The following is a 26,349-nucleotide window of genomic DNA, read 5'->3' on the forward strand; positions in this document are numbered from 1 at the left end:
TCAGCCGGTGATGACGGCCGAGAAGTCAGCCAGGCCCTGTTCGGCGAGGCGCTCCCGGCCACCGAGCCCGGCGATCTCCAACAACACGGCCACATGCACCAGGTCGGCGCCCAGGCTGTTCAGCAACTTGGCCGTGGCGGCGATGGTGCCGCCGGTGGCCAGGATGTCGTCCACGATCAGCACCCGGGACCCGGGTGCGATTGCATCGGCGTGCACGCTCAGGGTCTCCGAGCCGTATTCCAGGGCGAAGGTCTCCGAGACCGTCTCCCCCGGCAGCTTGCCGGGTTTGCGCACCGGTACGAAACCCGCCCCCAGGGCGAGTGCGATCGGTGCGCCGAAGATGAAGCCCCGGGCCTCCATACCGACCACCAGGTCGATGTCGCGAGGAGAGTCGGCGACCAGTTCGGTGACCGCGGCAGCCAACCCGGACGGACGCGCCAGCAACGGGGTGATGTCCTTGAACACGATGCCGGGCTTGGGGAAGTCCGGTACGTCGCGGATCAGCTCGGCGATCAACCCCCGATTCCCGGTGGTGCTGCTCTGGGCAGGTGAGGTCATCGCGACTTCCTCTCACTTCGGGTCTGCTTGCGCGGCTGCGGGCGCCCCGATGCGCCCGTGCTCCGCCCCTCATCCTTCAACAGCTTCTCGGCCTCGGTCCGGTCGACGGTGAGCACCGACGCAGCCGACGGTACGCCGTCGGCGGTGGTCGAGTCGATGTGCACGGCCGGGGCATCGGCGTCGGCGCGCTTGCGTTCGGCGTCGGTGCGCTTGCGCAGGATCTTCGAATCGCTCCGGGCCACCTCGGCCTCCCGGCGCTTCAGGTCGACCACCAGCGGGGTGGCGATGAAGACCGAGGAGAAGGCGCCGGCGAGCATGCCGACCAGCAGCGCCAGACCGACATCGGCCAATGGTCCGCTGCCCAGCAGCACCGACCCGGCGAACAGCAGCGCAGCGACCGGCAGGACACCGATCAAGGTGGTGTTCAACGACCGGATCAGCACCTGGTTGATCGCGGCATTCGCATTCTCGGCATAGGTCTTCTTGGTGTCCCGCCCGGTGTTCTCCCGCAGTTTGTCGAAGACCACGACGGTGTCGTAGATCGAGTAGCCGAGGATCGTCAGCACCGCGGTGACGGTGGTCGGGGTGACGCTGAAGCCGACCAGGGCGTAGACACCGATGGTGATCACCAGGTCGTGCAGCAGGGCGACGATCGCGGCGATCGAGTACTTCCAGTCGCGGAAGTAGATCGCGATCATCACCATCACCAGGGCGAGGAAGATCACCAGGGCGATCAGTGCCCGATCGGTGACCTGATCACCCCAGGAGGCGCCGATCACGCTGCTGGCCACCTCGTCGGGCGAGATGCCCAGCGCGGTCGCGATGGCGTCGCGGATCACCGGGGTCTGCTCGGTGGTCAACGACGGGGTCTGCGCCCGGACGCTGTCACCGACGATCTGCGCGGTGACCTCGTTGGAGGCGACGATCCCGGTCGAGTCGATCGCCTCGGTGACCTGTTCGGCAGCGGTGGCGGTGTTCGCCGCCGGTGCGGTGAAGGCAGCTCCACCGGTGAACTCGATGCCCAGGTTCAGTCCGCGGGCGAGCAGCGCGACGATGCAGATGGCGATCAGCACGCCGGAGGCGATGTACCAGCGGCGACGGTTGGCGATGAACTCGAAGTCGAGCCTGCCGCTCCAGAACTTGCCGAGCAGTCCGGTCGATTCCCTGGCCATCTCAGGCCTCCTCTCCGGCCGTCGCGGGTCGCCGACCCGGCAGCCCCCGCACACCCATGTGGTCGGCACTCAGACCGGAGAACCGGTGCTTGCCGGAGCCGAAGTACTGGGTCCTGGCCAGCAGCGTCATCAGCGGTTTGGTGAACCAGAACGCCACCGCCAGGTCGATCACCGTGGTCAGGGCCAGGGTGAAGGCGAACCCGCGGATCGCGCCGATGGCCAGGATGAAGAGCACGACCGCCGAGAGCAGGGAAACCGCATTGGCGATCAGGATCGTCCGTTTCGACTTGTCCCAGCCGGTCTCCACCGCCGATCTGAGCGTTCTGCCGGCCTGCACCTCGTCACGGATCTTGGCGTAGAAGATCACGAAGGAGTCGGCTGTCAGACCGATCGCCACCACCGCACCGGCCACGGCCGGCAGGTTCAGCGCGAAACCGGTGACCGGGCCCAGCAGCACCATCGCCTGGTAGGTCAGCACCGCCGCCAGGGACAGGGTGCTGAACACCACCAGCGCCAGGGCGCGGTAGTAGAGCACGCAGTAGGCCAACACGATCAGCAGGCCGACCGCACCGGCGATCAGACCCGCATTGAGCTGTTCGGCGCCGAGTGTCGGGGAGACGGTGTCGACCGAGTCGACGGTGAAGGACAGCGGCAGCGCGCCGTAGCGCAGCACCTGTGCCAACGACTCCGCACTGGCCTGGGTGAAGCTGCCGGAGATCTGCGCCTGCCCGCCGGGGATCGCCTGATCGACCGAGGGGGCGGAGATGGTGTTGCCGTCCAGCACGATGGCGAACTGGTTCTGCGGTGAGGACTTGGCCGCCAGCTGGCGGGTGGCCTCCTCGAACTGCGCCGAACCCTCGCTGTTGAACTCCAGGCTGACGACCCACTCGAACTGCCCCTGCGGGATGCCGGACTGGGCGTCGGTCACCTGTTCGCCGCTGATGATGGTCGGGCCGAGCAGGAACTTGGTGGTGCCCGCCTCGTCGCAGGAGAACAGTGGCTGGTCGGCCACGTCGGGGAACTCCTGGCCACAGGTCCACTGGGCGAAGTCGGACAGGTCCTGCTCCGAGGGCTGCCAGGCCAGCGCCTGGTCCGGTGCGGTGGCCCCCTCGGCCCCCTCGGTCGACGGCCGCGGGGCCAGTGGCTCCGGTGGGGCGGTCGGCAGGCCGGGGGCAGGCCGGTTGTTGCCGTCCTCGGGCTCGGCGGTCGGCTCGGCATTGGGATCGACGGCCGGGGTCACCGACTCCATCGTGTAGACCGGCCGGAACCGCAGCTGGGCGGTGGTGCCGACGAGTTCGACCAGTTCGTCCTGGCCGACGTTCGGCACCGCGACCACGATCTGCCGGTCACCGGAGGTGGTGATCTCGGCTTCGCCGACTCCGAGTCCGTTCACCCGCTGCTCGATGATGCTGCGTGCCTGTTCCAGGCTGTTCGGGTCGATCAGGCCACCACCGGTGACGTTTTCGGCGGTCAGCGTGATGGTGGTACCGCCACGAAGGTCCAGACCCAGCCGCGGGGTCCAGACCTTCAGTGCCGCCATACTGCCGAAGAGGGCCGCCACGACGACCGCGAAGACGATCAGCGTGCGTACCGGATGCACCTTGCGTGCTGCCACAGCTCAGCTACCTTCCCGCCCGGTCTCAGCGACCGGTCGACTTGTCGTCGGTGTCGCCGGATCCCTCGGCAGCGGTGTCGGTGGAATCGCGGGTGGTGGATCGATCGGTCGCCCGGGGGTCGACGCTCGAGGTGTCGTTCGTTAGGGGCTCGTCGGTGGTGTCGAACCGGTCGACGGAGTCGTCAGCATCGAAGTCGTCGTCGAACTCGGGGTCGCGCTCGAGCATCGTGTCGGGGTCGAGGAATTCGTTGGCCTGCTCGTCGGGGAGGACCTGCATGATCGCCTGCCGGACGACGGTCATGTACACCTCGGGGGCGATCTCGATCATCACCTGCCGATCACCGGTGCGGTGGATCCGGCCGACGATGCCGGTGGTGGTCATCACCCACACCCCGGGGGTGGCCGACTCCAGGGTCTTCGCCTGTTCCTTCTGCCGGTTCCTGGTCGGCCGGATGATCAGGAAGTAGAAGCCGACGACCATCAGCGCAATCAACCCGAGAGTGGTCAGGTTCTCGAGGTTCATGGGTCTCCTGCAGTCGTGTATCGGTACGCCGGTCGGCGCTGGACAGATGTCGTCGGAGGAGTTTCCTCCCCCGACCGCGGGAGTCTACCCAGACAATTGATGAATTGCCGCACCGAGGCGACGGCGCGGCTAATCCTCACCGTCGAACAGGCTCGGCGCGCCGGCTGCCGGCGAGGGCGATGCCGACGGCGGGGTCAACCCCAGGTGGGCCCAGCCGGCGGGGGTGGCTGCGCGCCCTCGGGGGGTACGCATCAAGAACCCCTCGCGGACCAGGAACGGCTCTGCCACCTCTTCGACCGTCTCGGCCTCCTCGCCGACGGAGATGGCCAGGGTCGACAGGCCGACCGGTCCGCCGCCGAAGCGGGTGCACAGTGATTCCAGGACCCGTCGGTCGAGGCGGTCGAGGCCGCGTTCGTCGACCTCGTACAGTTTCAGGGCCGCCCGGGCGAGTTCGCGGGTGATGTGCCCATCGGCCTTCACCGCGGCGTAGTCACGTACCCGACGCAGCAGCCGGTTGGCGATCCGGGGGGTGCCCCGGGAACGTCCGGCGATCTCGGCGGCCGCATCAGGATCCAGACCGACACCCAGGCGGCGGGCGGAGGTGACGACGATCTCGGTCAGCGCCTCGGGTGCGTAGAAGTCCAGCTGCGCGGTGAAACCGAAGCGGTCCCGCAACGGACCGGGCAGCAGCCCGGCGCGAGTGGTCGCACCGACCATGGTGAAACGCGGGATCTGCAACGGGATGGCGGTCGCCCCCGGCCCCTTGCCGACGATCACGTCCACCCGGAAGTCCTCCATCGCCAGGTAGAGCATCTCCTCCGCGGCCCGCGACATCCGGTGGATCTCGTCGAGGAAGAAGACCTCCCCCTCGGCCAGGCCGGACAGGATCGCCGCCAGGTCACCGGCGTGCTGGATCGCCGGGCCCGAGGAGATCCGCAGCGGCACCCCGAGTTCGTTGGCGATGATCCCGGCCAGGGTGGTCTTGCCCAGTCCGGGTGGCCCGGACAGCAACACGTGATCGGGTACGTGGGCCCGGTTCCTGGCCGCGGCGAGGACCAACCCGAGCTGTTCTGCCACCCGCGGCTGCCCGCGGAACTCCGCCAGCGTGTGCGGTCGCAGAGCCGCCTCGGCGGCTGCCTCGTCGGGCTGGGCGTGGGCATCGACCATCGGGTCGGCGGCATTCACCGGATCCCGCCGGACGGCATCGGGATCGCTGTTGGAATCACCCACCGAAGACACCGTGCCATTGTGACAAAGAACCCTGCGACGGCCCGGCATCTGCTGCGCGGGGCGCGTACCCCTCCCGGATCCGTTCCGCAGCACCTGCACCCTCACCGGGCCGGAAGCTGCGAAAGCTGCCGAACAGCTGCGGCGACACCGGACCGGGGGCCCTTCGACTCACTTGCGTGCCAGGGTCTGCAGTGCCGCGCGCATCAGCTCGGCCACCGACTCGGTGCCGGTGGCGTCCTCGGCGACCCGGTCGCAGGCGGCTTCGGCGTCCTTCGCCGACCAGCCGAGGCCCTGCAGCCCGAGCATCACCTGGTCGCGCCAGGTGTCGACGGGTTCGGATGCGACCGATTGTCCGGTACGGATCGGCGGCCCGACCTTGTCCCGCAGTTCGAGGGAGATCTTCTCCGCCCCCTTCCTGCCGATCCCCGGCACCTTGGTCAATGCTGCGAGATCGGCTTCGGCGATGGCCAACCGGAGGTCGTCCGGTCCGTGCACGGCCAGAGCGGCCTGGGCCAGTTTCGGGCCGACGCCGTTGGCGGTGATCAGCAGCTCGAAGAGGTCCCGCCCGGCGGCGTCGGCGAATCCGTAGAGGGTCATCGAATCCTCTCGGACCACCAGGGAGGTGGCCAGGGTGACCTCGGTGCCGATCCGCAGCCCGCTGGCGGTGGCCGGGGTGACCAGGACCGCCATCCCGAAGCCGTTGACGTCGATCACGGCGCTGGTCATGCCGACGGTGACGACGGTTCCCCGTACCTGGGCTATCACTGGACTCCTCGATCGGTTCTGCTCAACGGGTTCTGCCGCCGCCGGGCCTCGGCCACGGCCTGGGCGTAACCGTTGGTGCCGGGACCTGCAGCAGCAGCTTCGGCATAGCGACTGGCTGCCCCGCCACGCCAGATGTGGCAGATCGCCAGTGCCAGCGCATCGGCGGCATCGGCCGGCTTCGGGGCTGCGTCGAGCTGCAGGATCCGGGTCACCATCTGCCCCACCTGCTTCTTGTCCGCCCGGCCGGAACCGGTGATCGCCGCCTTCACCTCACTCGGGGTGTGCAGCTCCACCGGCAGGCCCTTGCGTGCCGCCACCAGCATCGCCACCCCGGCGGCCTGCGCGGTCCCGACGACGGTCTGCACATTGTGCTGGGCGAACACCCGCTCCACGGCGACCTTCTCCGGGCGGTACTCGATGATCCATTCCTCCAGTGCCGCCTCGATCTGCACCAGCCGGCGGGCCGGGGGTAGTTCGGCGGCGGTACGGGCGACACCGACCGCCACCAGCCGCGGCGGCCGGCCGAGGCCGCCCTCGACCACGCCGAGCCCGCAGCGGGTCAGACCGGGATCGATCCCCAGCACCCGCATCAGTCCCGGCTCCTGTTAGAACACACGTTCGGATGTTAGCGATCCGGCCACGCGATGGCCGGAAGCCACGCCGTCAGCGACATCTGACTGCGACTCCTGGCCCCCATGGCCTCGATCGGGATTGTCCGGGCGCAGCAACGGCCGGATGATCGCTCATCCGGCCGTCGTCGAGGTCCGTTCGGGATCAGGCGTCGGCCAGTTCCTCATCCGGTACATCGGCATTGGTGAACACGTTCTGCACGTCGTCGGAATCCTCCAACGCGTCGACGATCTTCTCCAGCTTCGCGGCACCCTCGGCGTCGACGTCCTGGGTGTAGTCGGGTACGAACCCCACCTCGGCCGACTCGTAGTCGTAACCGGCGGCCTGGATCGCCTTGCGTACCTCGACCAGTTCGTTCGGGCCGGAGATGATCTCGAACACCTCACCCAGGTCGTTCACCTCCTCCGGGCCGGCCTCCAAGGTGGCCTCCAGCAGATCGTCCTCGGTGAGCGTCTTCTCCCCCTGCTTCTTCTCCAGCACCACCACACCCTTGCGCTGGAAGATCCGCGAGGTCGAGCCGACATCGGCCATGGTGCCGCCGTTGCGGGTGACCGCGACCTTCACATCCGAGGCCGAACGGTTCCGGTTGTCGGTCAGGCACTCGATCAGCAGCGCGATACCGGCCGGGCCGTAGGCCTCGTACATGATCGTCTCGTAGTCCGCACCGCCGCCGTCCAGACCACCGCCGCGCTTCACCGCGCGGTCGATGTTGTCGTTCGGCACGCTGGACTTCTTCGCCTTCTGGATGGCGTCGTACAGCGTCGGGTTGCCGGCCGGGTCGGGCCCACCGAGCCGTGCCGCGACCTCGACGTTCTTGATCAGCTTGGCGAAGAGCTTGCCGCGCTTGGCGTCGATGGCCGCCTTCTTGTGCTTGGTCGTCGCCCATTTGGAATGTCCACTCATAGCCCCACCATCCTATAGTCAGCTGCCCGTATGCCGTGCACGGCGCGGCGAGACGGCGTCGCGGCCGTACTGGATGACGGTGTCACTGGGCCGATAACCCAGCGATTCGTACAGCGTCAGCCGCTGCTCGGTGCTGTCGGCGCCGAGTCCCGCTCCGTCCAGACCCGCCTCGGCGAAGGAATCCAGGCTGCGCCGCAACAGGGCCCGGGCGATACCGCTGCCCCGCCAGTCCGGATGGACGCCGATCCGGTCGGTCCACCCCTCGGCATAACCGTCGCGGCCACCACCGGGGGCCAGGGAGTTCAACGCATAACCCACCACCTGCGGGCCGGCCAGGGCGACCCAGGACCACTCGGGCCGGGCGGCCTCGCGGCGCAGCGAACGCTCCCACTCCTCCGGCGGGATCGGGCCGGCGCCCCATTGGTGGGCGAACGCCGCATGGTGCACCAGGCGTACCTGTTCGCTCAGTTCGGTGCGGAACGGTACGAGGGTCACCGGCGGCGGCACCGCATCGGGGAGCCGGTCCAACTCGGTCAGGTCCCGGTGCAGATCACTGAGCCAGCGGGTCGGGGTGAAGCCGTTGCGTTCGTAGAGTCTGCGGCGGCTGCCCAGATGATCGTCGCTGTAGGCCTCCAGGCTGAGCCCGGCGTCACGCCCTTCGGAGTAGTACCAGGCATGGGCCCGCGACAACTGCCAGGCGAAGATCGCCCGCCCCAGCTTGTCGTAGCGCCAGCCCGGATGCACCACCCCGGCCAGGGCGACCCGTGCCCGGCCGTTCTCGAACCGCGGATGGTTCCAGCCGTAGACGATCGCCGAGTCACCCTCCCAGCCGACCACCGCATGCTCGGCGGGATCGGTCGCGGACTCGACGAAGGTCCGGCGGAGTTGGCCGAGATCGTGGCGTTCGGCGGTGTCGTCGAGATGCTCGGCGGCTTCGATCAACTCGGCCAGAGGCTCCAGATCGGAGGCCCGCAATGGGCGCCAGTCCAGTGCCGTGTCGGTCAGTTCAGGGATCACCGTTGATCCTCTCCCCCTTCGGTCGTACCCATTGAGGGTGCGCGATCAGGTTACCCGGGGAGACCAACCATGACCCGGACCGACGGCGGGAAGCCGCAGGACCGCCGATTCCCGCCGCGCCGGTTCAGCGCCAGACCGAGATGCTCGGGTCGTCACCGCGCGACGATGTCCCGGCTGTCAGGTCGCGGACCTCGGCCGGCTCCTGCCCCGGCTTGGCCCGGTTCCATTCGACCACCGGCCATCCCTGGGCATCGGCGGCCCGCAACAGACCGAGGTCGGGACTGACCGCCACCGGCCGGCCGACCGCGGTCAGCATCGGCTCGTCGGCGTGGGAGTCGGCATAGGCGTAGCTGCGTTCGAGGTCGAGGCCGTGCAGCTGGGCATAGTGCCGCAGCCAGGCGCCGCGCGATTCCCCGACCATCGGCGGACCGGTCAGGAACCCGGTGCAGATGCCCTTGTCGTCGGTCTCCAAATCGGCGGCGACGATCACGTCGAACCACCGGCGCAATGGCCGGGTGAGTGGCCGGACGGCACCGGTCAGCAGCACCGTGGTGTGCCCGGCGGCCCGATGCTCCTCCACCCGGGCCAGCGCATCGGGGGAGATCCGGGAAAGGATCTGCGCATCCAGCTCGGTGTCCACCAGCTTCTCCAGCGCCGCCAGTTCGGCACCGGCGTAGCGGCGGTAGAAGCTGCGCAGGAAGGTTCCGCGGTCCCGACTCTCCGCACTCAGGTACGCCGGAAGTCTGCGGACCAGCCCGGCCAGTTCGCCCAGCCTGCCGGCCGCGCTCAGCTCCGGCATCCGCGCCCACAGGTAGGTCTCGACCACATTCGTCGACAACACGGTGCCGTCCAGGTCGAAGGCGGCCAGCACGTCGTCGGCACTGGGCAGCGGTGCGGTGCCCTTGGCCACGCTCTCCTGGCGTCGGCGGCGGTGCTCACCGCGACGGACCGGGCCGGTGACGCTCGGGGCATGCACCTCGGCCATGTAGTACGGCCAGGTGAAGGTGGCGGAGTCGAATCCCCACTCCGGCGCGTCGGCCGGGTCCAGCGACTGGTGCAGGGACAGGGTGCGGTCGTCGACGAAGTGCAGTTCGGACTGCAGGTACTCGCCGTAGAGGACCAGGTAGCGCTGCAGGAAGTCGGCCTGCCGGGAGGCCTTGTCCACCTTCCGCGCCCACCCCCGTACCTGCTTGGACCGCGGCAGCAGGACCAGCCCGCGGCGGGCGGCGTCGATCCCGGTGCGGTACCAGTGCAGCCGCCGTTCGACGGCCTCGGCACCGGGGAAGGTCCATTCGGGCAGCTCGGGGTGCTTGCCGTTGATCTCGAACGGATGTTCCAGGAAGTAACCGCGGATGATCTGGTACAGCCGGGCGTAGGTGAGCGGGTTCCGGGCGCCGGAGTTGAGGTGGAAGTACTCCGGGACCCCGACCTCGGGATCGGTGGCGCAGACGGCCAGGGTGGCATTGACCACCAGGTCGACCGGGATGATGTCGATCACCGAATCGGGCGAGGCGGAGAACTCCGGCATCTGCCCCTTGCCGTAGGCCATGATCAACGGTTCGGCCATCTTGAAGCCCTCGATCCAGCCGGGGTACGGCTGGCTCAGCGCCGACTCCACGATCGCCGGCCGGACGATGCTGACCTTGATCTTCGACCCGAGGTCCTCCACGGTCCGCTCGGCCATCGCCTTGGCGAAGGTGTAGACATCGGTCCAGCCCAGCGAGCGGGCCCGCTCGGTACCGGCTTCGACCAGTTGCTCGTTGACCCATTCCAGGCGGCGCCGCTCGGTGTCGCGGGAGGTGGTCAGGTAACCGGCCTTGCGGTGTTCCCGCTCCGCGGCCCGGCGCAGTTCGGCGAGCTGTTCGGGGGTACGGGACTGCTTCTCGATGGTCTCGCTCATCGCCAGCGCCTGCTGGGTCTCGGCGCGGTAGTCGACATCGTGGTCGTGGGCGGCCTCGGGGATCGCCCCGCGCCGCCGGCCGGCGGTGTAGGCGGTGGAGACGTGCACGTAGTGCGGGATCCGGGTCAGCTCACCGTCGGTCGAGCAGGCCTCGACGGTACGTTCGATCAGCGCCTTGGTTCCGAGCACATTGGTCAGGAAGGCCTTGTCGATCGGCGGATCGAAGGACACATCACCGGCACAGTGCAGCACGATGTCCAGGTCGCTCGGCAGCGCCGGCACCTCGGGCAGATCGCCCTCGACGACCTGCACCCGCTCGGCCATCAGCACCGCCACACCGTCGGGTTCGGCCTCGGTCGCCGCGGCCTCGCGGACCTCGGCGAAGATCTGCTTCTGCAGCAGTGCCCGGACCCGCGTCGCGGCGTCCCGCTTGCCCTTGCGCCGGACCAGCACGGCCACCTTGGTGTCGGGCAGCGAGGAGAGGATCTTCCACAACAGCAGCTCGCCGATGAATCCGGTGACCCCGGTCATCACGATCTTCTTGCCGGCCAACAGCTCCGACAGGCGGCCGTCCAGGACCGCTGCGGGCGTGATGGCGCCCTTGCCGAAACTGTCGGCGGGTGCGTACGAGGTCATCGGCGGGGTTCTCCTTCACCCGGGATGTCCCGGGCCTGATCGTGATCGGCCGGGTCGGTTCCGGCCGGTTCGTGGGGTGAAGTCGGGTCCTCACCGCGGCAGACGGCCAGCGCGTCGGTGAGGGAGAAGTTGCCGACGTAGAGGGCGGTACCGACGATGGCTCCCTCGACGCCGATCGGCACCAGTCCCCGCAGCTGCCGCAGGTCCTCCAGGGTGGAGATGCCGCCGCTGGCGACCACGGCCGCATCGGTCCGGGCGCAGATGTTGCCCAGCAGTTCGTAGTTCGGGCCGCTGAGCATTCCATCGGAGTTCACATCGGTGACCACGAATCGCTCGCAGCCGGCGTCGGTCATCCGGGCCAGGGTCTCGTAGACGTCTCCGCCGTCACGGGTCCAGCCGCGGGCGGCGAGGGTCTCGTTGCGGACGTCCAGGCCGATCGCGATCCGGTCACCGTGTTCGGCGATGATCCGCTCGCACCATTCGGGATTCTCCAGCGCGGCCGTACCGATGTTCACCCGCCGGCAGCCGGTGGCCAGCGCCCGCTCCAGGCTGGCGTCGTCGCGGATGCCACCGGACAGCTCGACCTGCAGCGGCATCGCGGCCGCCACCTCGGAGAGGATCTCGGTGTTCGCACCGTGGCCGAATGCCGCATCGAGGTCGACCAGATGCAGCCACCGGGCACCGGCGTCGGCCCAGCGCTTGGCCGCGGCGAGGGGGTCGCCGAAGATCTTCTCGGTGCCGTCGACGCCTTGGACGAGCTGTACGGCCTGGCCGCCCTTGACGTCGACCGCCGGCAGCAGTTCGAGTTCGAGCACCCGCCGACCTTACTCGACAGGCGGCCTCACGGGCCAAGTCGAGCACCCTGCGGGCAGGCGCCGACGGCGGTTCAGAACCGCTTGTCGAAGCCGTCCAGCCAGTTCCGCAACAGCCGTCCCCCGGCCTCGCCGGACTTCTCGGGATGGAACTGGGTGCTGGACAGGCCGTTCCACTCCACGGCGGCGACGAACCGGTCACCACCGACCTCGGCCCAGGTGACGATCGCATCGGCCGGCAGGCCGCTCGCATCGCGTACCGCGTAGGAGTGGACGAAGTAGAAGAACTCGTCGGCGACGCCGTCGAACAGGCGGCTCCCCGGCCCGGCCTCGACGGTGTTCCAGCCGATGTGCGGCAACCGCGGAGCGTGCAGCTTCTCCACCAGTCCGGGGTAGAGCTGGCAGCCGGTGCTGGCCACCCGGTGCTCCACCCCGCTGGAGAACAGCACCTGGTGGCCGACGCAGATGCCCAGGACGGGTCGGCCGTCGGCCAGCGCATCGGCGATCAGCGACGGGCCGTCGACGTTCACCAGTCCGTCCATGCACGCGGCAAAGGCGCCGACCCCGGGAACCACCAGGCCGTCGGCTGCGGCGATCACCTGCTGATCGGCGGTGATCTCCACCCGCGCGCCGACACTGGCCAGGGCCCGGGAGGCCGAGTGCAGATTGCCCGAGCCGTAGTCCAACAGGGCGACCCGCGGCCCACGCCGCAGGCTGAAACCGGGCGGGCTGACCGACTCCGAGGTCACCGGCCACCTCCGGAGCTCGGCGGCGGCCGGTGCCCGGGGACAAGGGGCATGCTCACAGGGCGCCCTTGGTGCTCGGCACACCGTCGACGCGCGGATCGGGCTCCACCGCGGCGCGCAGGGCGCGGGCCAGTGCCTTGAACTGGGACTCCACGATGTGGTGCGGGTCGCGGCCGGCGAGCAGCCGCAGGTGCACACAGATCCCGGCGTGGAAGGCCAGCGACTCGACCACATGGGCGGTCAGCGAACCGGCGTACGGTACGGTTCCGCGGCCTCCGCCGATCAGCGCATAGGCCTGCCCCTCGGGCTCACCGGAGATCACGCTGTAGGGGCGACCGGAGACGTCGACCACGCAATGGGCCAGTGCCTCGTCCAGTGGCACGGTGGCCTCGCCGAATCGACGGATCCCGGCTTTGTCCCCCAGCGCGCTGCCCAAGGCCTGGCCGATCACGATCGCGGTGTCCTCGACACTGTGATGGGCGTCGATCTCCACGTCGCCGATCGTCTCCACCTGCAGGTCGATCAGCGAGTGCTTGCCGAGCGCGGTCAGCATGTGGTCGTAGAACGGCACCCCGGTGGAGATCGAGGTGCTGCCGGTGCCGTCGAGGTCGAGCCGTACCCGGACCGTCGACTCGGCGGTCTCTCGGGTGAGCTGCGCGGTTCGGGTCATCGGGAGGCCTCCTGGGCGTTCGTCTGGTCGGCGGCGACGGCCTGCGGCAGACCGAGGTCACGCGCCACCGAGTCCATAGCCTGCCGGAAACCGGCCATTTCCTCAGCCGTACCCGCCGAGACCCGCAACCATCGGTCCGGACCGGTCTCCCGGATCAGCACCCCGCGCTCCAGCAGGCCGGAGAACACCGCATGCCGGTCGTCGAAGGTACCGAAGTAGACGAAGTTGGCATCGCTCTCGGCGACCTCGTACCCCCGGCCGCGCAGCCAGTCGGTGAGCCGGTCACGCTCGCTACGCAGCGCATCCACCTTCTCCAGCAACGCATCGGTGTGCCGCAGCGCCACCCGGGCGGCGAGCTGGCTCAGCGCCGACAGGTGGTACGGCAGGCGGACGATCCGACAGGCGTCGACCACGGCCGGGGACGCCGCCAGGTAGCCGAGCCGGCCACCGGCGAAACCGAAGGCCTTGGACATGGTGCGGGTGACCACCAGTCGCGGGTGGTCGGCCAGCAGTTCCAGCGCAGACGGCGTACCCTGGCGGGCGAACTCGGCATAGGCCTCGTCGACGATCACCATGCCGGGCGCGGCCTCCACCAGGGCGGCCAGGACCTCGGGATCGGTCGCGGTTCCGGTCGGGTTGTTCGGCGAGGCGATCATCACCACCGCGGGTTGTTCAGCCGCGATCGCCTGCCTGGCGGCCTCGAGGTCGATGCTGAAGTCGGCTGCCCGGGGCGCGGTGACCACACCGGTGTGGGTGTTGCGTGCGTACTCGGGATACATCGAATAGGTCGGCGGGAACAGCAGCAGGCTGCGTCCCGGGCCGCCGAAGGCCTGCAGCAGGTGGGTCATCACCTCGTTGCTGCCGTTGGCCACCCAGATGTTGTCGGCGTTCAGCGGAACGATCCCGGGGTTGGTGCGGTTGAGGTAGTTCGCCAGGTCAGCGCGCAGGGCTCGTGCCTCCCGGTCGGGATAGCGGTTCAGGTGCGCAGCCTCGGCAGCGGCTGCCTCCCCCAGCTCGGCGCTCATCGCGGCCGGCGCCGGGTAGGGGTTCTCGTTCACGTTCAACCGGATGGCCACGTCGAGTTGCGGTGCACCGTAGGGTTCGGCGCCCTGCAGTTCCGGGCGCAGCGGCAGGTCGGCCAGCCCGAGGGTCGGCTCCTTCACGGTGCGGTCGGTGGCGGGCTGGGTCTGCTTCGGCGTGCTCATCGGCGTTCTTCTGCTGGCTCGGAGGAGGAATCGGGGGCCGTGACGGGCTGGGCGATCTCGAAACGGGCGGCGACGGCGGCACCATGGGCGGGCAGTTCCTCGGCCTCGGCGAAGGTGACGATCGCCCCGGCCACCGCGGCCAGAGCGGGGGCGTCGTAGTCGATCACGTGCACCGCCTTCAGGAACGACCGCACACCGAGTCCGGAGGAGTGGCAGGCGCACCCGGCGGTCGGCAGGACGTGGGTGCTGCCGGCGACGTAGTCACCGAGGGAGACCGGTGAGTGCGGACCCAGGAAGATCGCGCCGGCATTGGTGATCCGGGCGGCCACCGCACCGGGGTCGGCGGTCTGGATCTCCAGGTGTTCGGCGGCATAGGCATCGGCCACCGCGACCGCGGCGTCGAGGTCGTCGACCAGCACGATCGCCGACTGCCCCCCCGAGAGCGCGGCGGCGATCCGTTCGGCATGTCTGGCCTGCGGTACGCGGGCGGCCAACTCGCCGCGTACCCGTTCGGCCAGGTCGAGGCTGGTGGTGATCAGTACCGCACCGGCCAGGGGATCGTGTTCGGCCTGGGAGATCAGGTCGGCGGCGACGAATCCCGGCTCGGCGGTCTCGTCGGCGAGCACGGCGATCTCGGTCGGGCCGGCCTCGGCGTCGATCCCGATCCGGCCGCGCAGCAGCCGCTTGGCGGCGACCACGTAGATGTTGCCCGGGCCGGTGACCAGGTCCACCTTCGGGCAGACACCGTCCACACCGTGGGCGAACATGGCGATCGCCTGGGCACCACCGACGGCGTAGACCTCCTCGACCCCGAGCAGTCCGCAGACCGCCAGCACGACCGGGTGCGGCCAGCCGCCGAAGTCCTTCTGCGGTGGTGAGGCGACGGCGATCCGGCCCACGCCTGCCACCTGGGCCGGTACGACATTCATCACCACACTGGACGACAGTGGCGCCAACCCGCCGGGAACGTAGAGACCGACCCGGTTCACCGGTATCAGGCGCTGGGAGACCCGGGCGCCGGGTGCGACCTCGACACCGGCATCGCGCTCCCCTGCCTCCACCGCGGCCACCGCCCGGCGGCGGGAGATCGAGGTCTCGATCGCCGACCGCAGCGCGGGGTCGAGGTCGGCCACCGCCTGCTCGATCATCGCCACCGGCACCCGGAAGCTCTCCGGCACCACCTGGTCGAACCTGGCCGAGTACTCGGCCAGCGCCTCCGCGCCGCGCTCGGCGACCTCGGCGATCAGCGGCGCCACGACCGCGGTGGCGGCGTCGACATCGAACGGCGCCCGCGGGACGATGCTTCCCAGGTCGAGTCCGTCCAGATCGCTTCCGCGCAGGTCGATGGTGGCAATCACGGGTCCCATCGTAGGAGTTCTCGCCGACCTCGCACGTCCGATATCGGCCCGGCGAGACACCCCCCTTGGCGTCCGTTCCGCAGGAATCGCACCTCAGAGTGGGCCTAGAGTGCAGGTGCTGCGGAACGGATGCACCGCGGGCACCCGGGATCGAGGGCAAGCAGTGGGCAGCGAAGCGGGCACAGTAACGGTCAGAGAACCGGTCAGAGAAGCCGTCAGAGAACAGGAGTGAGCAGAGGATGGGTACAGCGACCCCGGCCACGAAGGTGTTGGACGCTGCCGGCACCGCGTACACCCTGCACAGCTACGACCACGACCCCCGCGCGGCCTCCTTCGGCGCCGAGGCGGCCGAGGCCCTGGGCACCGACCCCGACCAGGTCTTCAAGACCCTGCTCGCCCACGGCACCGGCGGACTCGTCTGTGCCGTCGTACCGGTGTCGGGTCAGCTGGACCTGAAGGCACTGGCCGCGGCCTGCGGCAGCAAACACCTGACGATGGCCGACCCGGCCACCGCCGAACGCAGCAGCGGGTACGTGGTCGGCGGCATCTCGCCGCTGGGACAGCGCACCCGGCTCCCGACCTTCATCGACGAGACCGCCCAGTTGTGGGACACGATCCACGTCTCCGGTGGCCGTCGCGGGCTGGAGATCGAACTCGCCCCCGACGACCTGTTGCGCCTCACCGGCGGTGCCTGGGCCGCGATCGGCCGCTGAGCGTCGCGACAGCTGTCGACGGGCAGTCCGGGGTCAGCCGTTGCTCCGCCACGGCAGACGCAGCGGCTTCGGCTCCTCCTCATCGGGTGCCAGCGACGACCACAGCAGCACCGGGATGATCCCGCCGAGCATCCAGGCCAACAGTGCCGCCGGGCCACGGACGGTGAGTTCGATCGGCACCAGCTCACCGGGTTGGGCCACCGCGATCCGGTTGCCGAAGTCGCTCGGCCCGAGCAGCCAGCCGACGCCCCAGCACAGGAGTCCGGCGACCAGGGCGCTGATCACGGCGACCAGGGTGACCGGCCAGCCGATCCGGTTCAACAACCGCCAGCAGACGATCCCAAGCCCGATCCCGACCAGCAGGCCGAGGACCACGAACCAGGCGTCGGAGGCGTAGTAGTTGGCGAGCCCCCGCTGATTGGTCACCGCCCGCCCGTCGGGTTGGATCTCGTAGACGGTCAACGGCACCAGCAGGTACCACACGACACCGATCACGGCCCCCACACCGAGGGCCAGTCCCAGCATCACGCCGAGCCGACGCAGCAGCTGGCCGGTGCCGAGCTCCGGCAGCGTCGGGGCCGGTTCGAAGTCGTCGGTGATCACCGGGATGGACCCGGTGGTGACTGCGTCCCCGACGTAGCGGACACCGGGCTGTTCGGCGGCCTCCCGCTCCTGTGGGTGTTCCGGACCGACCATCAGCTGGCCAGACAGGAAGGCCCGAGCAGTGCCTTCAGATCGGCGATCAGCGGTGCCGACGGGGCGACCCGCAGCGAGTCGGGCAGACGCCACCGCTGCCTCGTACCGGTCCCGGCGACCACCACCACCTGCACGTCGGTCGTACCCGGGTAGCGCCGGAGCACACTGCGCAGTTCGTCGGCGTTGTGCAGGTTGATCCGGGTGGGGTTCAAGGTGAGCACCACCGGGCCTGCCGGCCCGGTCTCGAGATCGGGCAGGGTCATCTCCTGGCCGATGATCTCGAGCGTGTCCTCCTTCGCCCGGGCCCGCCCCTTCACCCGGACCACGGTGTCGGTGGCGAGCACATGGGCCACCAGTTGGTAGGACTTGGGGAACATCAGTACATCGACCGAGGCCTCCAGGTCCTCCACGGTGACCACTGCCCAGGTGTCACCGGCCTTGGTCACCCGCCGGTTCACCGCGGTGATCATCCCGGCGATGGTCACCATCGCGTCCCGCGGGCCTTCCTCCCCGATCAGGGTGCCGATGGAGACATCGCGTTCGGCGGCCAGCACATGCTCCAGGCCCTGCAGCGGGTGGTCGCTGACGTAGAGGCCGAGCATCTCGCGTTCGAACGCCAGGCGGGTCCGCTTGTCCCATTCCTCGACCTCGGGCAGCACCACCGACTGGCTGCTGCCGCCGTCCTCCACCCCGGCGAACTCGCCGAAGAGGTCGTCCTGACCGTTGGCCTCGTTGCGCTTGAGTTCCACGATCTGGTCGATGGAGGTCTCGAAGACCTCCATCAGGGCACGCCGTTTGTGTCCCAGGGAGTCGAAGGCCCCGGACTTGATCAAGGACTCGGTGACCCGCTTGGAGCAGGCGATCAGCGGCATGTTGGCCAGGTACTCCCCGAAATCCTTGGCATGACCGTTCTCCTCCCGCCCGGCGATGATCCCGCTGACGACGTTGCCACCGACATTGCGGATCGCGGTCAACCCGAAGCGGATGTCGTCACCGACCGGGGTGAACCGAAAATCGGACTCATTGACATCGGGGGGCAGCACCTTGATCCCCATGTGCCGACATTCGGACAGGTAGACGGCCAGCTTGTCCTTGTCGTTCTTCACCGATTCCAGCACCGCGGCCATGTACTCGGCCGGATAGTGGGCCTTCAGGTACGCCGTCCAGTACGAGACCAGGCCGTAGGCCGCGGAGTGGGCCTTGTTGAAGGCGTAGGAGGAGAAGGGGACGAGGACTTCCCACAGCGCCTTGATCGACTCCAGGGAGAAGCCGTTGGCGAGCATGCCCTCGCTGAACGGGACGAACTCGGCCTCCAGCACCTCCTTCTTCTTCTTGCCCATCGCCTTGCGGAGCATGTCGGCTCGACCGAGGCTGTAGCCGGCCAGTTGCTGGGCGATCTTCATCACCTGCTCCTGGTAGACGATCAACCCGTGGGTCTCGCCCAGGATTGGTTCCAGCGCCTCGGCCAGTTCGGGGTGCAGGTACTCGACCTCCTGCATGCCGTTCTTCCGCAGCGCGTACTTGGTGTGCGATTCCGCACCCATCGGACCCGGCCGGTACAACGCACCGAGGGCGGAGATGTCCTCGAAGTTGTCCGGTCGCATCTGCCGGCACAACTGGCGGTAGCCGCTGGAGTCGAACTGGAACACACCCAAGGTGTCGCCGCGGGTCAGCAGTTCGTAGACCTTCTCGTCGTCCAGGGTCTTCGACAGGGCGTCCAGATCGACGTCGATCCCGCGGTTGGCCTTCACATTGCGTACCGCGTCGTCGAGGATCGTCAGGTTCCGCAGGCCCAGGAAGTCCATCTTGACCAGGCCGAGCGTCTCACACGTCGGGTAGTCGAACTGGGTGATGACCGCGCCGTCGGTCTCCCGCTTCATGATCGGGATGATGTCCAGCAAGGGATCACTGGACATGATCACACCGGCCGCGTGGACACCCCACTGACGCTTCAGGCCCTCGATGCCCATCGCCTTGTCGACGACGAGTTTGGCCTCACTGTCGGTGTCGTAGAGGGTACGGAACTCGCCGCCCTCGTGGTAGCGGTCGTGCTGGGGGTTGAAGATGTCGCCGAGTGGTACGTCCTTGCCCTGCACCGCCGGCGGCATCGCCTTGGTGATCCGCTCACCGGTGGCGAACGGATATCCGAGCACCCGGGAGGCGTCCTTCACGGCCTGCTTGGCCTTGATCGTGCCGTAGGTGACGATCATCGCGACCCGGTCGTCGCCGTACTTCTCGCTGACGTAGCGGATCACCTCCGGGCGCCGGCGGTCGTCGAAGTCGACGTCGAAGTCGGGCATCGACTTGCGCTCGGGGTTCAGGAAGCGTTCGAAGATCAGGCCGTGCTGCAGCGGGTCGAGGTCGGTGATCCGCATCGCATAGGCACACATCGATCCGGCGCCCGAACCACGACCGGGGCCGACCCGGATGCCGTTGTCCTTGGCCCAGTTGATGAAGTCGGCGACCACCAGGAAGTACCCGGGGTAGCCCTTGTTGACGATCACCTCGGTCTCGAACTCCGCCTGCCGGCGTACCTCCGAGGGAATGCCGTCGGGGTAGCGGTAGTGCAGACCGCTCTCCACCTCCTTGATGAACCAGGAGGTCTCGTCCTCACCCTCGGGCACCGGGAACTTGGGCATGAACCTGCCCTCACCCTCGGTGAACTCGACATTGCACCGTTCGGCGATCTCCAGGGTCGAGTCACAGGCTTCGGGGAGTTCGGCGAAGAGCTCGCGCATCTCCGCGGCCGACTTCAGGTAGTAGCCGTCGCCGTCGAACTTGAACCGCTTCGGGTCGTCCATGTTGGAGCCGGACTGGACGCACAACAGCACCTCGTGGGCCTGCGCGTCCTCCCGCCGGGTGTAGTGCAGGTCGTTGGTCGCGACCAGCGGCAGGTGCAGGTCCTTGGCGATCCGCAACAGATCGGCGCGGACCCGGTTCTCGATGTCCAGGCCGTGGTCCATCAGTTCCACGTAGTAGTTCCCGGCACCGAAGATGTCCCGGAACTCCGCCGCCGAGGCGCGGGCGGCCTCGTACTTGCCCAGCCGCAGCAGGGTCTGCACCTCACCCGAGGGACAGCCGGTGGTGGCGATCAGCCCCTTGCCGTAGGTGTTCAGCAGCTCTCGGTCCATCCGGGGCTTGTAGAAGAAACCCTCCAGTGAGGCCCGCGAACCCAGCCGGAACAGGTTGTGCATGCCCTGGGTGGTCTCGGCCCACATCGTCAGGTGGGTGTAGGCACCGGATCCGGAGACGTCGTCGCCACCGCCATTGCCCCACTGCACGCGCTTGCGCTCACTGCGGTGGGTGCCGGGGGTCAGGTACCCCTCGAGGCCGATGATCGGCTTCACCCCGGTGCCCTGGGAGGCCCGGTAGAACTCGTGGGCACCGAAGAGGAAGCCGTGGTCGGTCATCGCCACCGCGGGCATCTGCTCGGCCGCGGCGGTGGAGAACAGGTCGGGTACGCGAGCCGCACCGTCCAGCATCGAGTATTCCGAGTGCACGTGGAGGTGGACGAAGGAATCTCCGTTGCGGGCATCACGCGGCATCGGCTGCGGCCTCCTGAAGGTGGTGGGCGGTGATCGCCGGTCTGTCGTGACGGTGCCGGGCGACCTTCTCGAGGCCACCGGCTCCGGGGGTCATCGGGCGATGGACCGCCAGCCTAATCCCGTCCACTGCCGGACCGGAATATCGGCACGCCGGGACCGGTCTCACGGTCGGCTGTTGCGCTCCAACCAGCGGGTCACCAGCTTGCGCAGGATCCAGATCATGAAGACGATCACCGCGAGCATCACCAGGCAGGCGAGGACCAGCGTGATCACGCTGCCGCTCGAAGTCATCCAGTCCTCCAGATCGGTCGAGGCCCCTCCTCACCGGTCGAGGTCGGGCCCTCACCGGGCCCGGGTACCTGACAGGAAAGCTAGCAGCCGTGGCCGCACCGACCGCGACGTGGCGCGCCGCCGCCGTGCGGATCGGCGGCCGCGGCGCCATGACGCTTGCCCTCAGTGCCGAAAACCCGGCAGGGAGACGCTCAACCGGGGTGCCAGGATCCCGGCCACTGCGGTCAGCAGCGACATCAGGGTGAGCAGCAGCGCCGCCGGCCACCAATGGTTGCCGGCAGCGGCACCAGCGCGGTCGCCACCAGCGGCAGGAACCCGGCCAGCACACCCGCGGCGTTCTGGGCGAAGGCGACCCCGGTGAACCGGGTGGTGGCCGGGAACAGTCCGGTGAGCACGGTGCCGGATGCGGCGTCGGGGAAGGACAGGGCAGAGACGGCGATCGCCATCCCGGCCACGACCAGCACCGGCTGCCCGCTGACGATCAGCAGGAAGCTCGGCGGCGTCAGCACGGCGCTGGCAATACCGCCACCGATCACCACCCGGCTGGCACCGAAGCGCTCCCCCAGCCGGCCGCCGATCAGCAGCACCCCGATCTCCAGCGCCGCGGCGATCATGCTGCCGAGCAGCATCAGACTCGAGGAGTAACCGAGGATGTTCACGCCGTACCAGACGACGAAGGTGGTCACCAGGTAGAAGCCGGCGACGCCGAGCACGGCCACCAGCATGCCGACCAGGATCTGTCGCCAGCTCTCCCGCAGGGTCTGGCTCACCGGTGAGGTCACGGTCTGGCCCGATTCCACCAGTTCGGTGAAGACCGGCGACTCCTCCAACCGGCTGCGGATCACGATCGCCACCCCCAGCAGGGGTATCGCGGCCAGGAAGGGAACCCGCCATCCCCAGGCATTGAAGTTCTCGGCGGAGAACACCAAGGTCATCACGAAGAAGCCACCCGAGCTGAGGATGGTGCCGATCGGCGAGCCGATCTGCGGTACGGCGGCGTAGCGGGCGCGTTTCTCCAACGGCGCGTTCTCCACCACGATGGTCATCGCGCCCGACCATTCGCCGCCGACGAACAGGCCCTGCAGGATCCGCAACAGCACCAGCAGGATCGGCGCGGCGATCCCGATCGCCTCGTAGTTCGGCAGCAGGCCGATCAGTCCGGTGATGATGCCGATGCCGACGATGGTGATCATCAGCACGTTCCGCCGACCGATCCGGTCACCCAGATGCCCGAAGACCATCCCGCCGACCGGCCGGGCGACCAGTCCGACGCCGAAGGTGGCGAAGGAGGCCAGGGCCGAGGCCGTGGCGCGCGCCTGGGACCATGCACAGCAACGTCGGCCCGTGCCGAACCTGCACGGAGTGTTGATCACCGAACCCGCGGCCCGGGCACACCGCGACCACGGTGTTGGCGAGCTGTGGGGTGTTCGCGCAGCAGAGGCCCACGGCCGGCGCGTGATGTACGCCCGGGCGCTCACAGCCAGCGTCGAACGTGACTGTGACGGCTGCTGCAGCGACCGGACAGACCAGCGCCGCCAACACGGGGGCACGGTGTCCCGGGCCGACCAGACCGTCGCCTACGGCCCGATCTGGGACTGGACCGACGACCAGGTGTGGAACTACACCGCGCATCACCGACTGCCGGTACATCCGGTCTACGCCAAGCTCCGGCGGCTCGGTGCTCCCGACCACGCGCTACGGATCTCGCAGATCCTCGACGGCAGCCATCTCGAAGCCGGCCGGTTGACCTGGCTGAAACGCGGCTGGCCCGACCTTTACCACGATCTACGTCAGGTGCTGCCGCGCATCGACGAGTTCACCTGACCAAGGGTGTCTGAGGGGTCCTACCTGGCGCGGTACGCCAGACTTTGGTCGATGGGAAGCCAACCAACCAGCAGCATCGACTGGGACAGCATGGGGCAACCGGAGTTCGATCGAATCGTCGAGGCGTTGATCCATCGGATTGAGCCGGCAGACGCAACAGTGCGGGCCTACGAGGGCCGCGGAGGCGACGGCGGCAAAGACGTCGAGGTGCTGTACCCCGCGGGCAACCGGAAGGTCTACCAGCTGAAGTACTTCCTCGGGCGTGAAACCGGCATGGGCGTCAGCCGCCGACGCCAGGTCAAGAAGTCGCTCAAGAAGGTGATGGAAGGTGACGTGCCCCCCGAGGAATGGGTCTTGGTCGCTCCGTGCAAGTTCACTCCTGCCGACTACACGTTCATCGACCAGCTCGTTGCGGATTATCAACTGGAACATGCGGTGTGGGACCGGCCGAAGCTCGATGAGTTGCTGGCGCGGCATCTCGACCTGGCAGCCAATCACCTACGCCATGACTACGCGCTGGAGATGATAAAGATCGCGGGAATGGAGGCGGCTGCTCTGACCAATGGAGCCGCTGACGTCGTCGACAGGATGCACTCTCTGGGTTCGGTGATCGACGGTGTCGATCCCAATTGGGGTATGGACGTCTCGCGTGTTGACGGTTTGGTGTGCGTCAGCCCTCGCGCGAAACACTCCCGGTCTGCCGAGGTGGCGCCGATCAGCATCACGACTGAGGTCGAGTTCGGAGCTGAAGATCATGTTCTCCGAGACGCTTTTCGGAAGTCGGTTGGGTTTGGTAGTTCCAGGCCGGTTCGCATACCGGCCGAGAACGTACGAAGCTTCAAGATCGAAGGCCCACCCCTGTTCGCCCGGGAAGGGAGAAACGGCGAGATCGAACTCGGCATCCATAGCGAGGCGCGCCTTGTCGATCGTCCGGTGAATGTACGGCTGCTGGGTGGGGGCGGCCAGTTCATCGGGGGTTACGTGGGAGTGACGAAGCACGTCGGGCGCGGAACCGAAGGGGTGACACTCGAGCTCGGGTTTGCCTCCAATCTTGTGACGCTGGAAATGCAGTTCGTGCCGACCAGTCCGAACTCCCCAGTGTCGGCAGCACTGAGCTATGAGGTTCCGGAGGGGCTGATGCCGGAAGTGCACCTTGAAGCCACCCGCCTGATGTTGGACCTACGGACAACGGAGGTGCTGGAACTGGAGGTCGATGGGATGCGGGCCGGCAGGTTCGCAGGCGTCGGTTCAGGGCTACTCGCAGACACCGAGTTCGTGGACGTGCTGCGGACGGTGAACCAGGCGGCCGAGGACCTTGTCGTGGTGCAGCGGGTCACCAACGATCGATTCGCGATGCCGCCCGAGCTTGATGGTCGGTCGCGGGCATGGTGTCGAGCGATCAGGCTCATCAGCGAAGGCAGGTGTGTGCTGGCGCCCGATTTGTGGCGACCCACTATGACCCTGACCCCCGCGGAGCAAGTTGGAGACAGCGACCCGTTCTACCAAGGACAACCGGTCACCTTCTATGCGCGCCGAACACCCTTCACCGTCGAAATCTATGGACGGAAGATCATCGCCATGCCGATCGAGATGTGGCACCCCGCGGTCCGTGTTGTGGATGCGGCATCGGCACGCCAATCTCTGCTCGCGGGCGAGCAAGTAAAGGTGGCCCTGGCTGCGGCTGAACCAGAGCAACGGTGGTGGCTGGTCGACGCAGAGAAGTACGTGGGAGCCGACCCCCTTCAGCTGACCGCCTGGGATCTCGAGGGGATCGACAACCCGCCCGTACCGAGTTTCGTGGCTGAACTCCCTTCCGAGGTCTCGGGGGAGTGACGCCTTACGGCAGTGGCGTCGGGAGGTGGAGTTCGTACTGGCGGGCGGGATGCATATAGGGGGGTCGGATGCCAGCGGTGCCGGTGCCGCCGTCGACGGGTGGTGCGGTGATCTGGGCGAGACATGCGGCGGGTGTTGGCCGGCCGGGTCTGCTGCACGAGTAGGTGACAACCGATCTGTGGTGCTGAGAGGTGCCGCTGGAAGGATGTCGCTGTGCCCAAGCCGTACCCCAAGGAGTTCCGTGACGATGTCGTCCGAGTCGCCCGCGACCGAGAGCCTGGTCAGCATCTGAAAGACATTGCTGCTGACTTCGGGATCAGCGAGTCGTGTCTGACGAACTGGATGAAGACCGCCGACGTCGAGGCCGGGGTTAAGCCCGGCACGACAGCGTCTGAGAACGCCGAGTTGCGAGAAGCCAAGAAACGGATCCGACTGCTCGAGCAGGAAAACGAGGTGCTGCGCCGTGCGGCTGCCTATCTGTCGCAGGCGAACCTGCCGGGAAAATGATGTACCCGCTCGTCCGCGTGCTGGCTGTCGACGGGATCCCCGTCACGGTGACGTGTCGGGTGCTCAACATCGCTCGCCAGCCCTACTACCGTTGGCTGGCCTGCCCGGTGACCGACGCCGAGCTTGTCGAGGCCTACCGCTCCAACGCTTTGTTCGACGCCCACAAGGACGACCCTGAGTTCGGCTACCGGTTCCTGGTCGACGAAGCGAAACAGGCCGGCGAAGCGATGGCGGAACGAACCGCATGGCGGATCTGCTCCGAACTCGGTTGGTGGTCGGCGTTCGGCAAACCCAAGCGGGGCAAGGCGAAGAAGCCCGGGCCGCCGGTCCACGACGACCTATGCGCCGTGGTCGACCCCCACGGCGTGGTCCGCCACGTCTTCAACGCGGATGGGCCGAACAAGCTGTGGGTCGGCGACATCACCGAACATCGGACCGGCGAAGGCAAGCTGTACGTCTGCGCGTTCAAAGACGTCTACTCCAACCGGATCGTGGGCTACTCGATCGACTCGAGGATGAAGGCTCGAGTCGCCGTCGCCGCGGTCAACAGCGCCGTCGCCAGGCGCGGTGACGTGGCCGGTTGCGTGGTCCACACCGATCGTGGATCGCAATTCCGTAGCCGACAATTCGTGGCCGCGCTCAACCGTCACGACATGGTCGGATCCATGGGTCGCGTCGGTGCCGCGGGTGACAACGCGGCGATGGAGAGCTTCTTCTCGCTGCTCCAAAAGAACGTCTTGGACCGCCGAGCCTGGGCCACCCGCGAGGACCTACGGATCGCCATCGTGACCTGGATCGAGCGCGCCTACCACCGGCGTCGTCGCCAAGCCAGTCTCGGCCGATTGACCCCCATCGAGTACGAGACCATCATGACCACACCAGCCACTCAGGCTGCGTGACCCAACCTGTCACCCGATCGTGCAGCAGACCCTGCCGACGGCGGAGCGGTCATCACGTTCACTTCTGAAGTCGGTATTGACGCTGAGGTCGAGCGTCTGCAGCAGGCCGGGGTGAATTTTCCTGGGGGCATCAGCGACCACCCGTGGGGTCGAATCGCACCCTTCAAAGACACCGAAGGTAACGATCTTCAGTTCTACGCGAGCCCGCAGAGCTGAAAGACGCACGGGCGTAGTTTGCCCCTGTCGCCGAGCGAGTAGGTCGCCGGGGTAAGTGGGTCAGGGCCCGCTTGGCTCACGTACC

24 protein-coding genes are annotated in these 26,349 nt (G+C 68.0%); 5 read left to right on the plus strand and 19 right to left on the minus strand.

What is annotated here, in order from left to right; translation table 11 throughout:
• From CLV29_RS05610 to hisD, 15 genes are all read right to left on the minus strand, one after another.
• Complete coding sequence (locus CLV29_RS05610) at positions 1-558, minus strand: adenine phosphoribosyltransferase (protein ID WP_133754009.1); 558 nt, start codon at positions 556-558, stop codon at positions 1-3.
• Positions 555-1,730, minus strand: coding sequence for a protein translocase subunit SecF (gene secF, locus CLV29_RS05615; protein ID WP_133754010.1), 1,176 nt, complete (start codon positions 1,728-1,730; stop codon positions 555-557). Before secF ends, CLV29_RS05610 begins: the two co-directional genes overlap by 4 nt.
• Before the next feature lies 1 nt (position 1,731).
• Positions 1,732-3,345: a protein translocase subunit SecD gene (secD, locus tag CLV29_RS05620; RefSeq protein WP_133754011.1), complete on the minus strand. Its 1,614-nt coding sequence runs from the start codon at positions 3,343-3,345 to the stop codon at positions 1,732-1,734.
• A 25-nt stretch (positions 3,346-3,370) separates the two neighbouring features.
• Entirely contained in the window at positions 3,371-3,868 is a 498-nt protein-coding gene (gene yajC, locus CLV29_RS05625; RefSeq protein WP_133754012.1) for a preprotein translocase subunit YajC, read from the minus strand.
• 129 nt (positions 3,869-3,997) lie between these two features.
• Entirely contained in the window at positions 3,998-5,035 is a 1,038-nt protein-coding gene (ruvB, locus tag CLV29_RS05630; RefSeq protein WP_166649230.1) for a Holliday junction branch migration DNA helicase RuvB, read from the minus strand.
• Between the two features lie 231 nt (positions 5,036-5,266).
• Positions 5,267-5,863, minus strand: coding sequence for a Holliday junction branch migration protein RuvA (gene ruvA / locus CLV29_RS05635; RefSeq protein ID WP_133754013.1), 597 nt, complete (start codon positions 5,861-5,863; stop codon positions 5,267-5,269).
• Positions 5,860-6,444, minus strand: a complete 585-nt coding sequence (gene ruvC / locus CLV29_RS05640) for a crossover junction endodeoxyribonuclease RuvC (RefSeq protein WP_208292896.1) — start codon at positions 6,442-6,444, stop codon at positions 5,860-5,862. Before ruvC ends, ruvA begins: the two co-directional genes overlap by 4 nt.
• Positions 6,445-6,637: 193 nt before the next feature.
• Positions 6,638-7,396: a YebC/PmpR family DNA-binding transcriptional regulator gene (locus CLV29_RS05645; protein ID WP_133754015.1), complete on the minus strand. Its 759-nt coding sequence runs from the start codon at positions 7,394-7,396 to the stop codon at positions 6,638-6,640.
• Between the two features lie 18 nt (positions 7,397-7,414).
• Complete coding sequence (locus CLV29_RS05650; RefSeq protein WP_133754016.1) at positions 7,415-8,413, minus strand: GNAT family N-acetyltransferase; 999 nt, start codon at positions 8,411-8,413, stop codon at positions 7,415-7,417.
• A gap of 124 nt (positions 8,414-8,537) precedes the next feature.
• Positions 8,538-10,949: an HAD-IB family phosphatase gene (locus tag CLV29_RS05655; protein WP_133754017.1), complete on the minus strand. Its 2,412-nt coding sequence runs from the start codon at positions 10,947-10,949 to the stop codon at positions 8,538-8,540.
• Positions 10,946-11,764 (minus strand): bifunctional 1-(5-phosphoribosyl)-5-((5-phosphoribosylamino)methylideneamino)imidazole-4-carboxamide isomerase/phosphoribosylanthranilate isomerase PriA, encoded by an 819-nt coding sequence (priA, locus tag CLV29_RS05660; protein ID WP_133754018.1) that lies wholly within the window; start codon positions 11,762-11,764, stop codon positions 10,946-10,948. Before priA ends, CLV29_RS05655 begins: the two co-directional genes overlap by 4 nt.
• Positions 11,765-11,835: 71 nt before the next feature.
• Complete coding sequence (hisH, locus tag CLV29_RS05665; RefSeq protein WP_243831748.1) at positions 11,836-12,510, minus strand: imidazole glycerol phosphate synthase subunit HisH; 675 nt, start codon at positions 12,508-12,510, stop codon at positions 11,836-11,838.
• 52 nt (positions 12,511-12,562) lie between these two features.
• Positions 12,563-13,177, minus strand: coding sequence for an imidazoleglycerol-phosphate dehydratase HisB (gene hisB, locus CLV29_RS05670; protein WP_133754019.1), 615 nt, complete (start codon positions 13,175-13,177; stop codon positions 12,563-12,565).
• Positions 13,174-14,382, minus strand: coding sequence for a histidinol-phosphate transaminase (locus CLV29_RS05675; RefSeq protein WP_133754020.1), 1,209 nt, complete (start codon positions 14,380-14,382; stop codon positions 13,174-13,176). Before CLV29_RS05675 ends, hisB begins: the two co-directional genes overlap by 4 nt.
• Positions 14,379-15,740 carry a histidinol dehydrogenase gene (gene hisD / locus CLV29_RS05680; protein ID WP_166649144.1) on the minus strand — a complete coding sequence of 454 codons (1,362 nt, stop codon included), beginning with the start codon at positions 15,738-15,740 and terminating at the stop codon, positions 14,379-14,381. Before hisD ends, CLV29_RS05675 begins: the two co-directional genes overlap by 4 nt.
• Before the next feature lie 239 nt (positions 15,741-15,979).
• Here hisD and ybaK point away from each other — a divergent pair, with 239 nt between their 5' ends.
• Positions 15,980-16,453, plus strand: a complete 474-nt coding sequence (gene ybaK, locus CLV29_RS05685) for a Cys-tRNA(Pro) deacylase (protein ID WP_133754022.1) — start codon at positions 15,980-15,982, stop codon at positions 16,451-16,453.
• Positions 16,454-16,486: 33 nt separating this feature from the next.
• On the opposite strand, the gene CLV29_RS05690 is transcribed toward ybaK, so the two are convergent.
• The 4 genes from CLV29_RS05690 to CLV29_RS05700 form a co-directional block, all read right to left on the minus strand.
• Positions 16,487-17,149 carry a hypothetical protein gene (locus CLV29_RS05690; protein ID WP_243831749.1) on the minus strand — a complete coding sequence of 221 codons (663 nt, stop codon included), beginning with the start codon at positions 17,147-17,149 and terminating at the stop codon, positions 16,487-16,489.
• Complete coding sequence (gene dnaE, locus CLV29_RS05695) at positions 17,149-20,694, minus strand: DNA polymerase III subunit alpha (protein WP_133754023.1); 3,546 nt, start codon at positions 20,692-20,694, stop codon at positions 17,149-17,151. The genes CLV29_RS05690 and dnaE overlap by 1 nt, the downstream gene beginning before the upstream one ends.
• Before the next feature lie 162 nt (positions 20,695-20,856).
• Positions 20,857-20,985 (minus strand): hypothetical protein, encoded by a 129-nt coding sequence (locus tag CLV29_RS16970; RefSeq protein WP_279586453.1) that lies wholly within the window; start codon positions 20,983-20,985, stop codon positions 20,857-20,859.
• 236 nt (positions 20,986-21,221) lie between these two features.
• The gene (locus tag CLV29_RS05700; protein ID WP_208292766.1) at positions 21,222-22,358 is read right to left on the minus strand and encodes an MFS transporter; all 1,137 of its coding nucleotides are present in this window, start codon (positions 22,356-22,358) and stop codon (positions 21,222-21,224) included.
• On the opposite strand from CLV29_RS05700, the gene CLV29_RS16410 reads away from it, so the two are divergent.
• From CLV29_RS16410 to CLV29_RS17190, 4 genes are all read left to right on the plus strand, one after another.
• Positions 22,330-22,809 carry a phosphoadenosine phosphosulfate reductase domain-containing protein gene (locus CLV29_RS16410; RefSeq protein WP_208292767.1) on the plus strand — a complete coding sequence of 160 codons (480 nt, stop codon included), beginning with the start codon at positions 22,330-22,332 and terminating at the stop codon, positions 22,807-22,809. The genes CLV29_RS05700 and CLV29_RS16410 overlap by 29 nt on opposite strands.
• Before the next feature lie 51 nt (positions 22,810-22,860).
• Positions 22,861-24,642, plus strand: coding sequence for a hypothetical protein (locus tag CLV29_RS05710; RefSeq protein ID WP_133754025.1), 1,782 nt, complete (start codon positions 22,861-22,863; stop codon positions 24,640-24,642).
• Between the two features lie 213 nt (positions 24,643-24,855).
• Positions 24,856-26,048, plus strand: a protein-coding gene (locus CLV29_RS05715) for an IS3 family transposase (RefSeq protein WP_133754026.1) whose coding sequence is annotated in 2 segments (ribosomal slippage) — positions 24,856-25,140 and positions 25,143-26,048 — 1,191 coding nt in all. Because the reading frame shifts where the segments join, the coding sequence is not laid out codon by codon here.
• 96 nt (positions 26,049-26,144) lie between these two features.
• On the plus strand, positions 26,145-26,264 hold the full coding sequence (locus CLV29_RS17190; RefSeq protein ID WP_392508926.1) for a VOC family protein: 120 nt from the start codon (positions 26,145-26,147) through the stop codon (positions 26,262-26,264).
• The last annotated feature ends 85 nt before the right edge of the window (positions 26,265-26,349 follow it).

The organism is Naumannella halotolerans (assembly GCF_004364645.1).
In the GTDB taxonomy this organism is placed as follows: Bacteria; Actinomycetota; Actinomycetes; order Propionibacteriales; family Propionibacteriaceae; genus Naumannella; species Naumannella halotolerans.

What these genes read in the sequence shown, in the direction of transcription:
- ruvB (WP_166649230.1), bottom strand. Translation starts at nt 5,035, where the DNA reads ATGGTCGATGCCCACGCCCAGCCCGACGAGGCAGCCGCCGAGGCGGCT.
- CLV29_RS05675 (WP_133754020.1), bottom strand. Translation starts at nt 14,382, where the DNA reads ATGAGCACGCCGAAGCAGACCCAGCCCGCCACCGACCGCACCGTGAAG.
- yajC (WP_133754012.1), bottom strand. Translation starts at nt 3,868, where the DNA reads ATGAACCTCGAGAACCTGACCACTCTCGGGTTGATTGCGCTGATGGTC.
- CLV29_RS05655 (WP_133754017.1), bottom strand. Translation starts at nt 10,949, where the DNA reads ATGACCTCGTACGCACCCGCCGACAGTTTCGGCAAGGGCGCCATCACG.
- CLV29_RS05710 (WP_133754025.1), top strand. Translation starts at nt 22,861, where the DNA reads ATGGGAAGCCAACCAACCAGCAGCATCGACTGGGACAGCATGGGGCAA.
- hisB (WP_133754019.1), bottom strand. Translation starts at nt 13,177, where the DNA reads ATGACCCGAACCGCGCAGCTCACCCGAGAGACCGCCGAGTCGACGGTC.
- CLV29_RS05690 (WP_243831749.1), bottom strand. Translation starts at nt 17,149, where the DNA reads ATGGTCGGTCCGGAACACCCACAGGAGCGGGAGGCCGCCGAACAGCCC.
- CLV29_RS05645 (WP_133754015.1), bottom strand. Translation starts at nt 7,396, where the DNA reads ATGAGTGGACATTCCAAATGGGCGACGACCAAGCACAAGAAGGCGGCC.
- dnaE (WP_133754023.1), bottom strand. Translation starts at nt 20,694, where the DNA reads ATGCCGCGTGATGCCCGCAACGGAGATTCCTTCGTCCACCTCCACGTG.
- CLV29_RS16970 (WP_279586453.1), bottom strand. Translation starts at nt 20,985, where the DNA reads ATGACTTCGAGCGGCAGCGTGATCACGCTGGTCCTCGCCTGCCTGGTG.
- CLV29_RS05610 (WP_133754009.1), bottom strand. Translation starts at nt 558, where the DNA reads ATGACCTCACCTGCCCAGAGCAGCACCACCGGGAATCGGGGGTTGATC.
- ybaK (WP_133754022.1), top strand. Translation starts at nt 15,980, where the DNA reads ATGGGTACAGCGACCCCGGCCACGAAGGTGTTGGACGCTGCCGGCACC.
- secF (WP_133754010.1), bottom strand. Translation starts at nt 1,730, where the DNA reads ATGGCCAGGGAATCGACCGGACTGCTCGGCAAGTTCTGGAGCGGCAGG.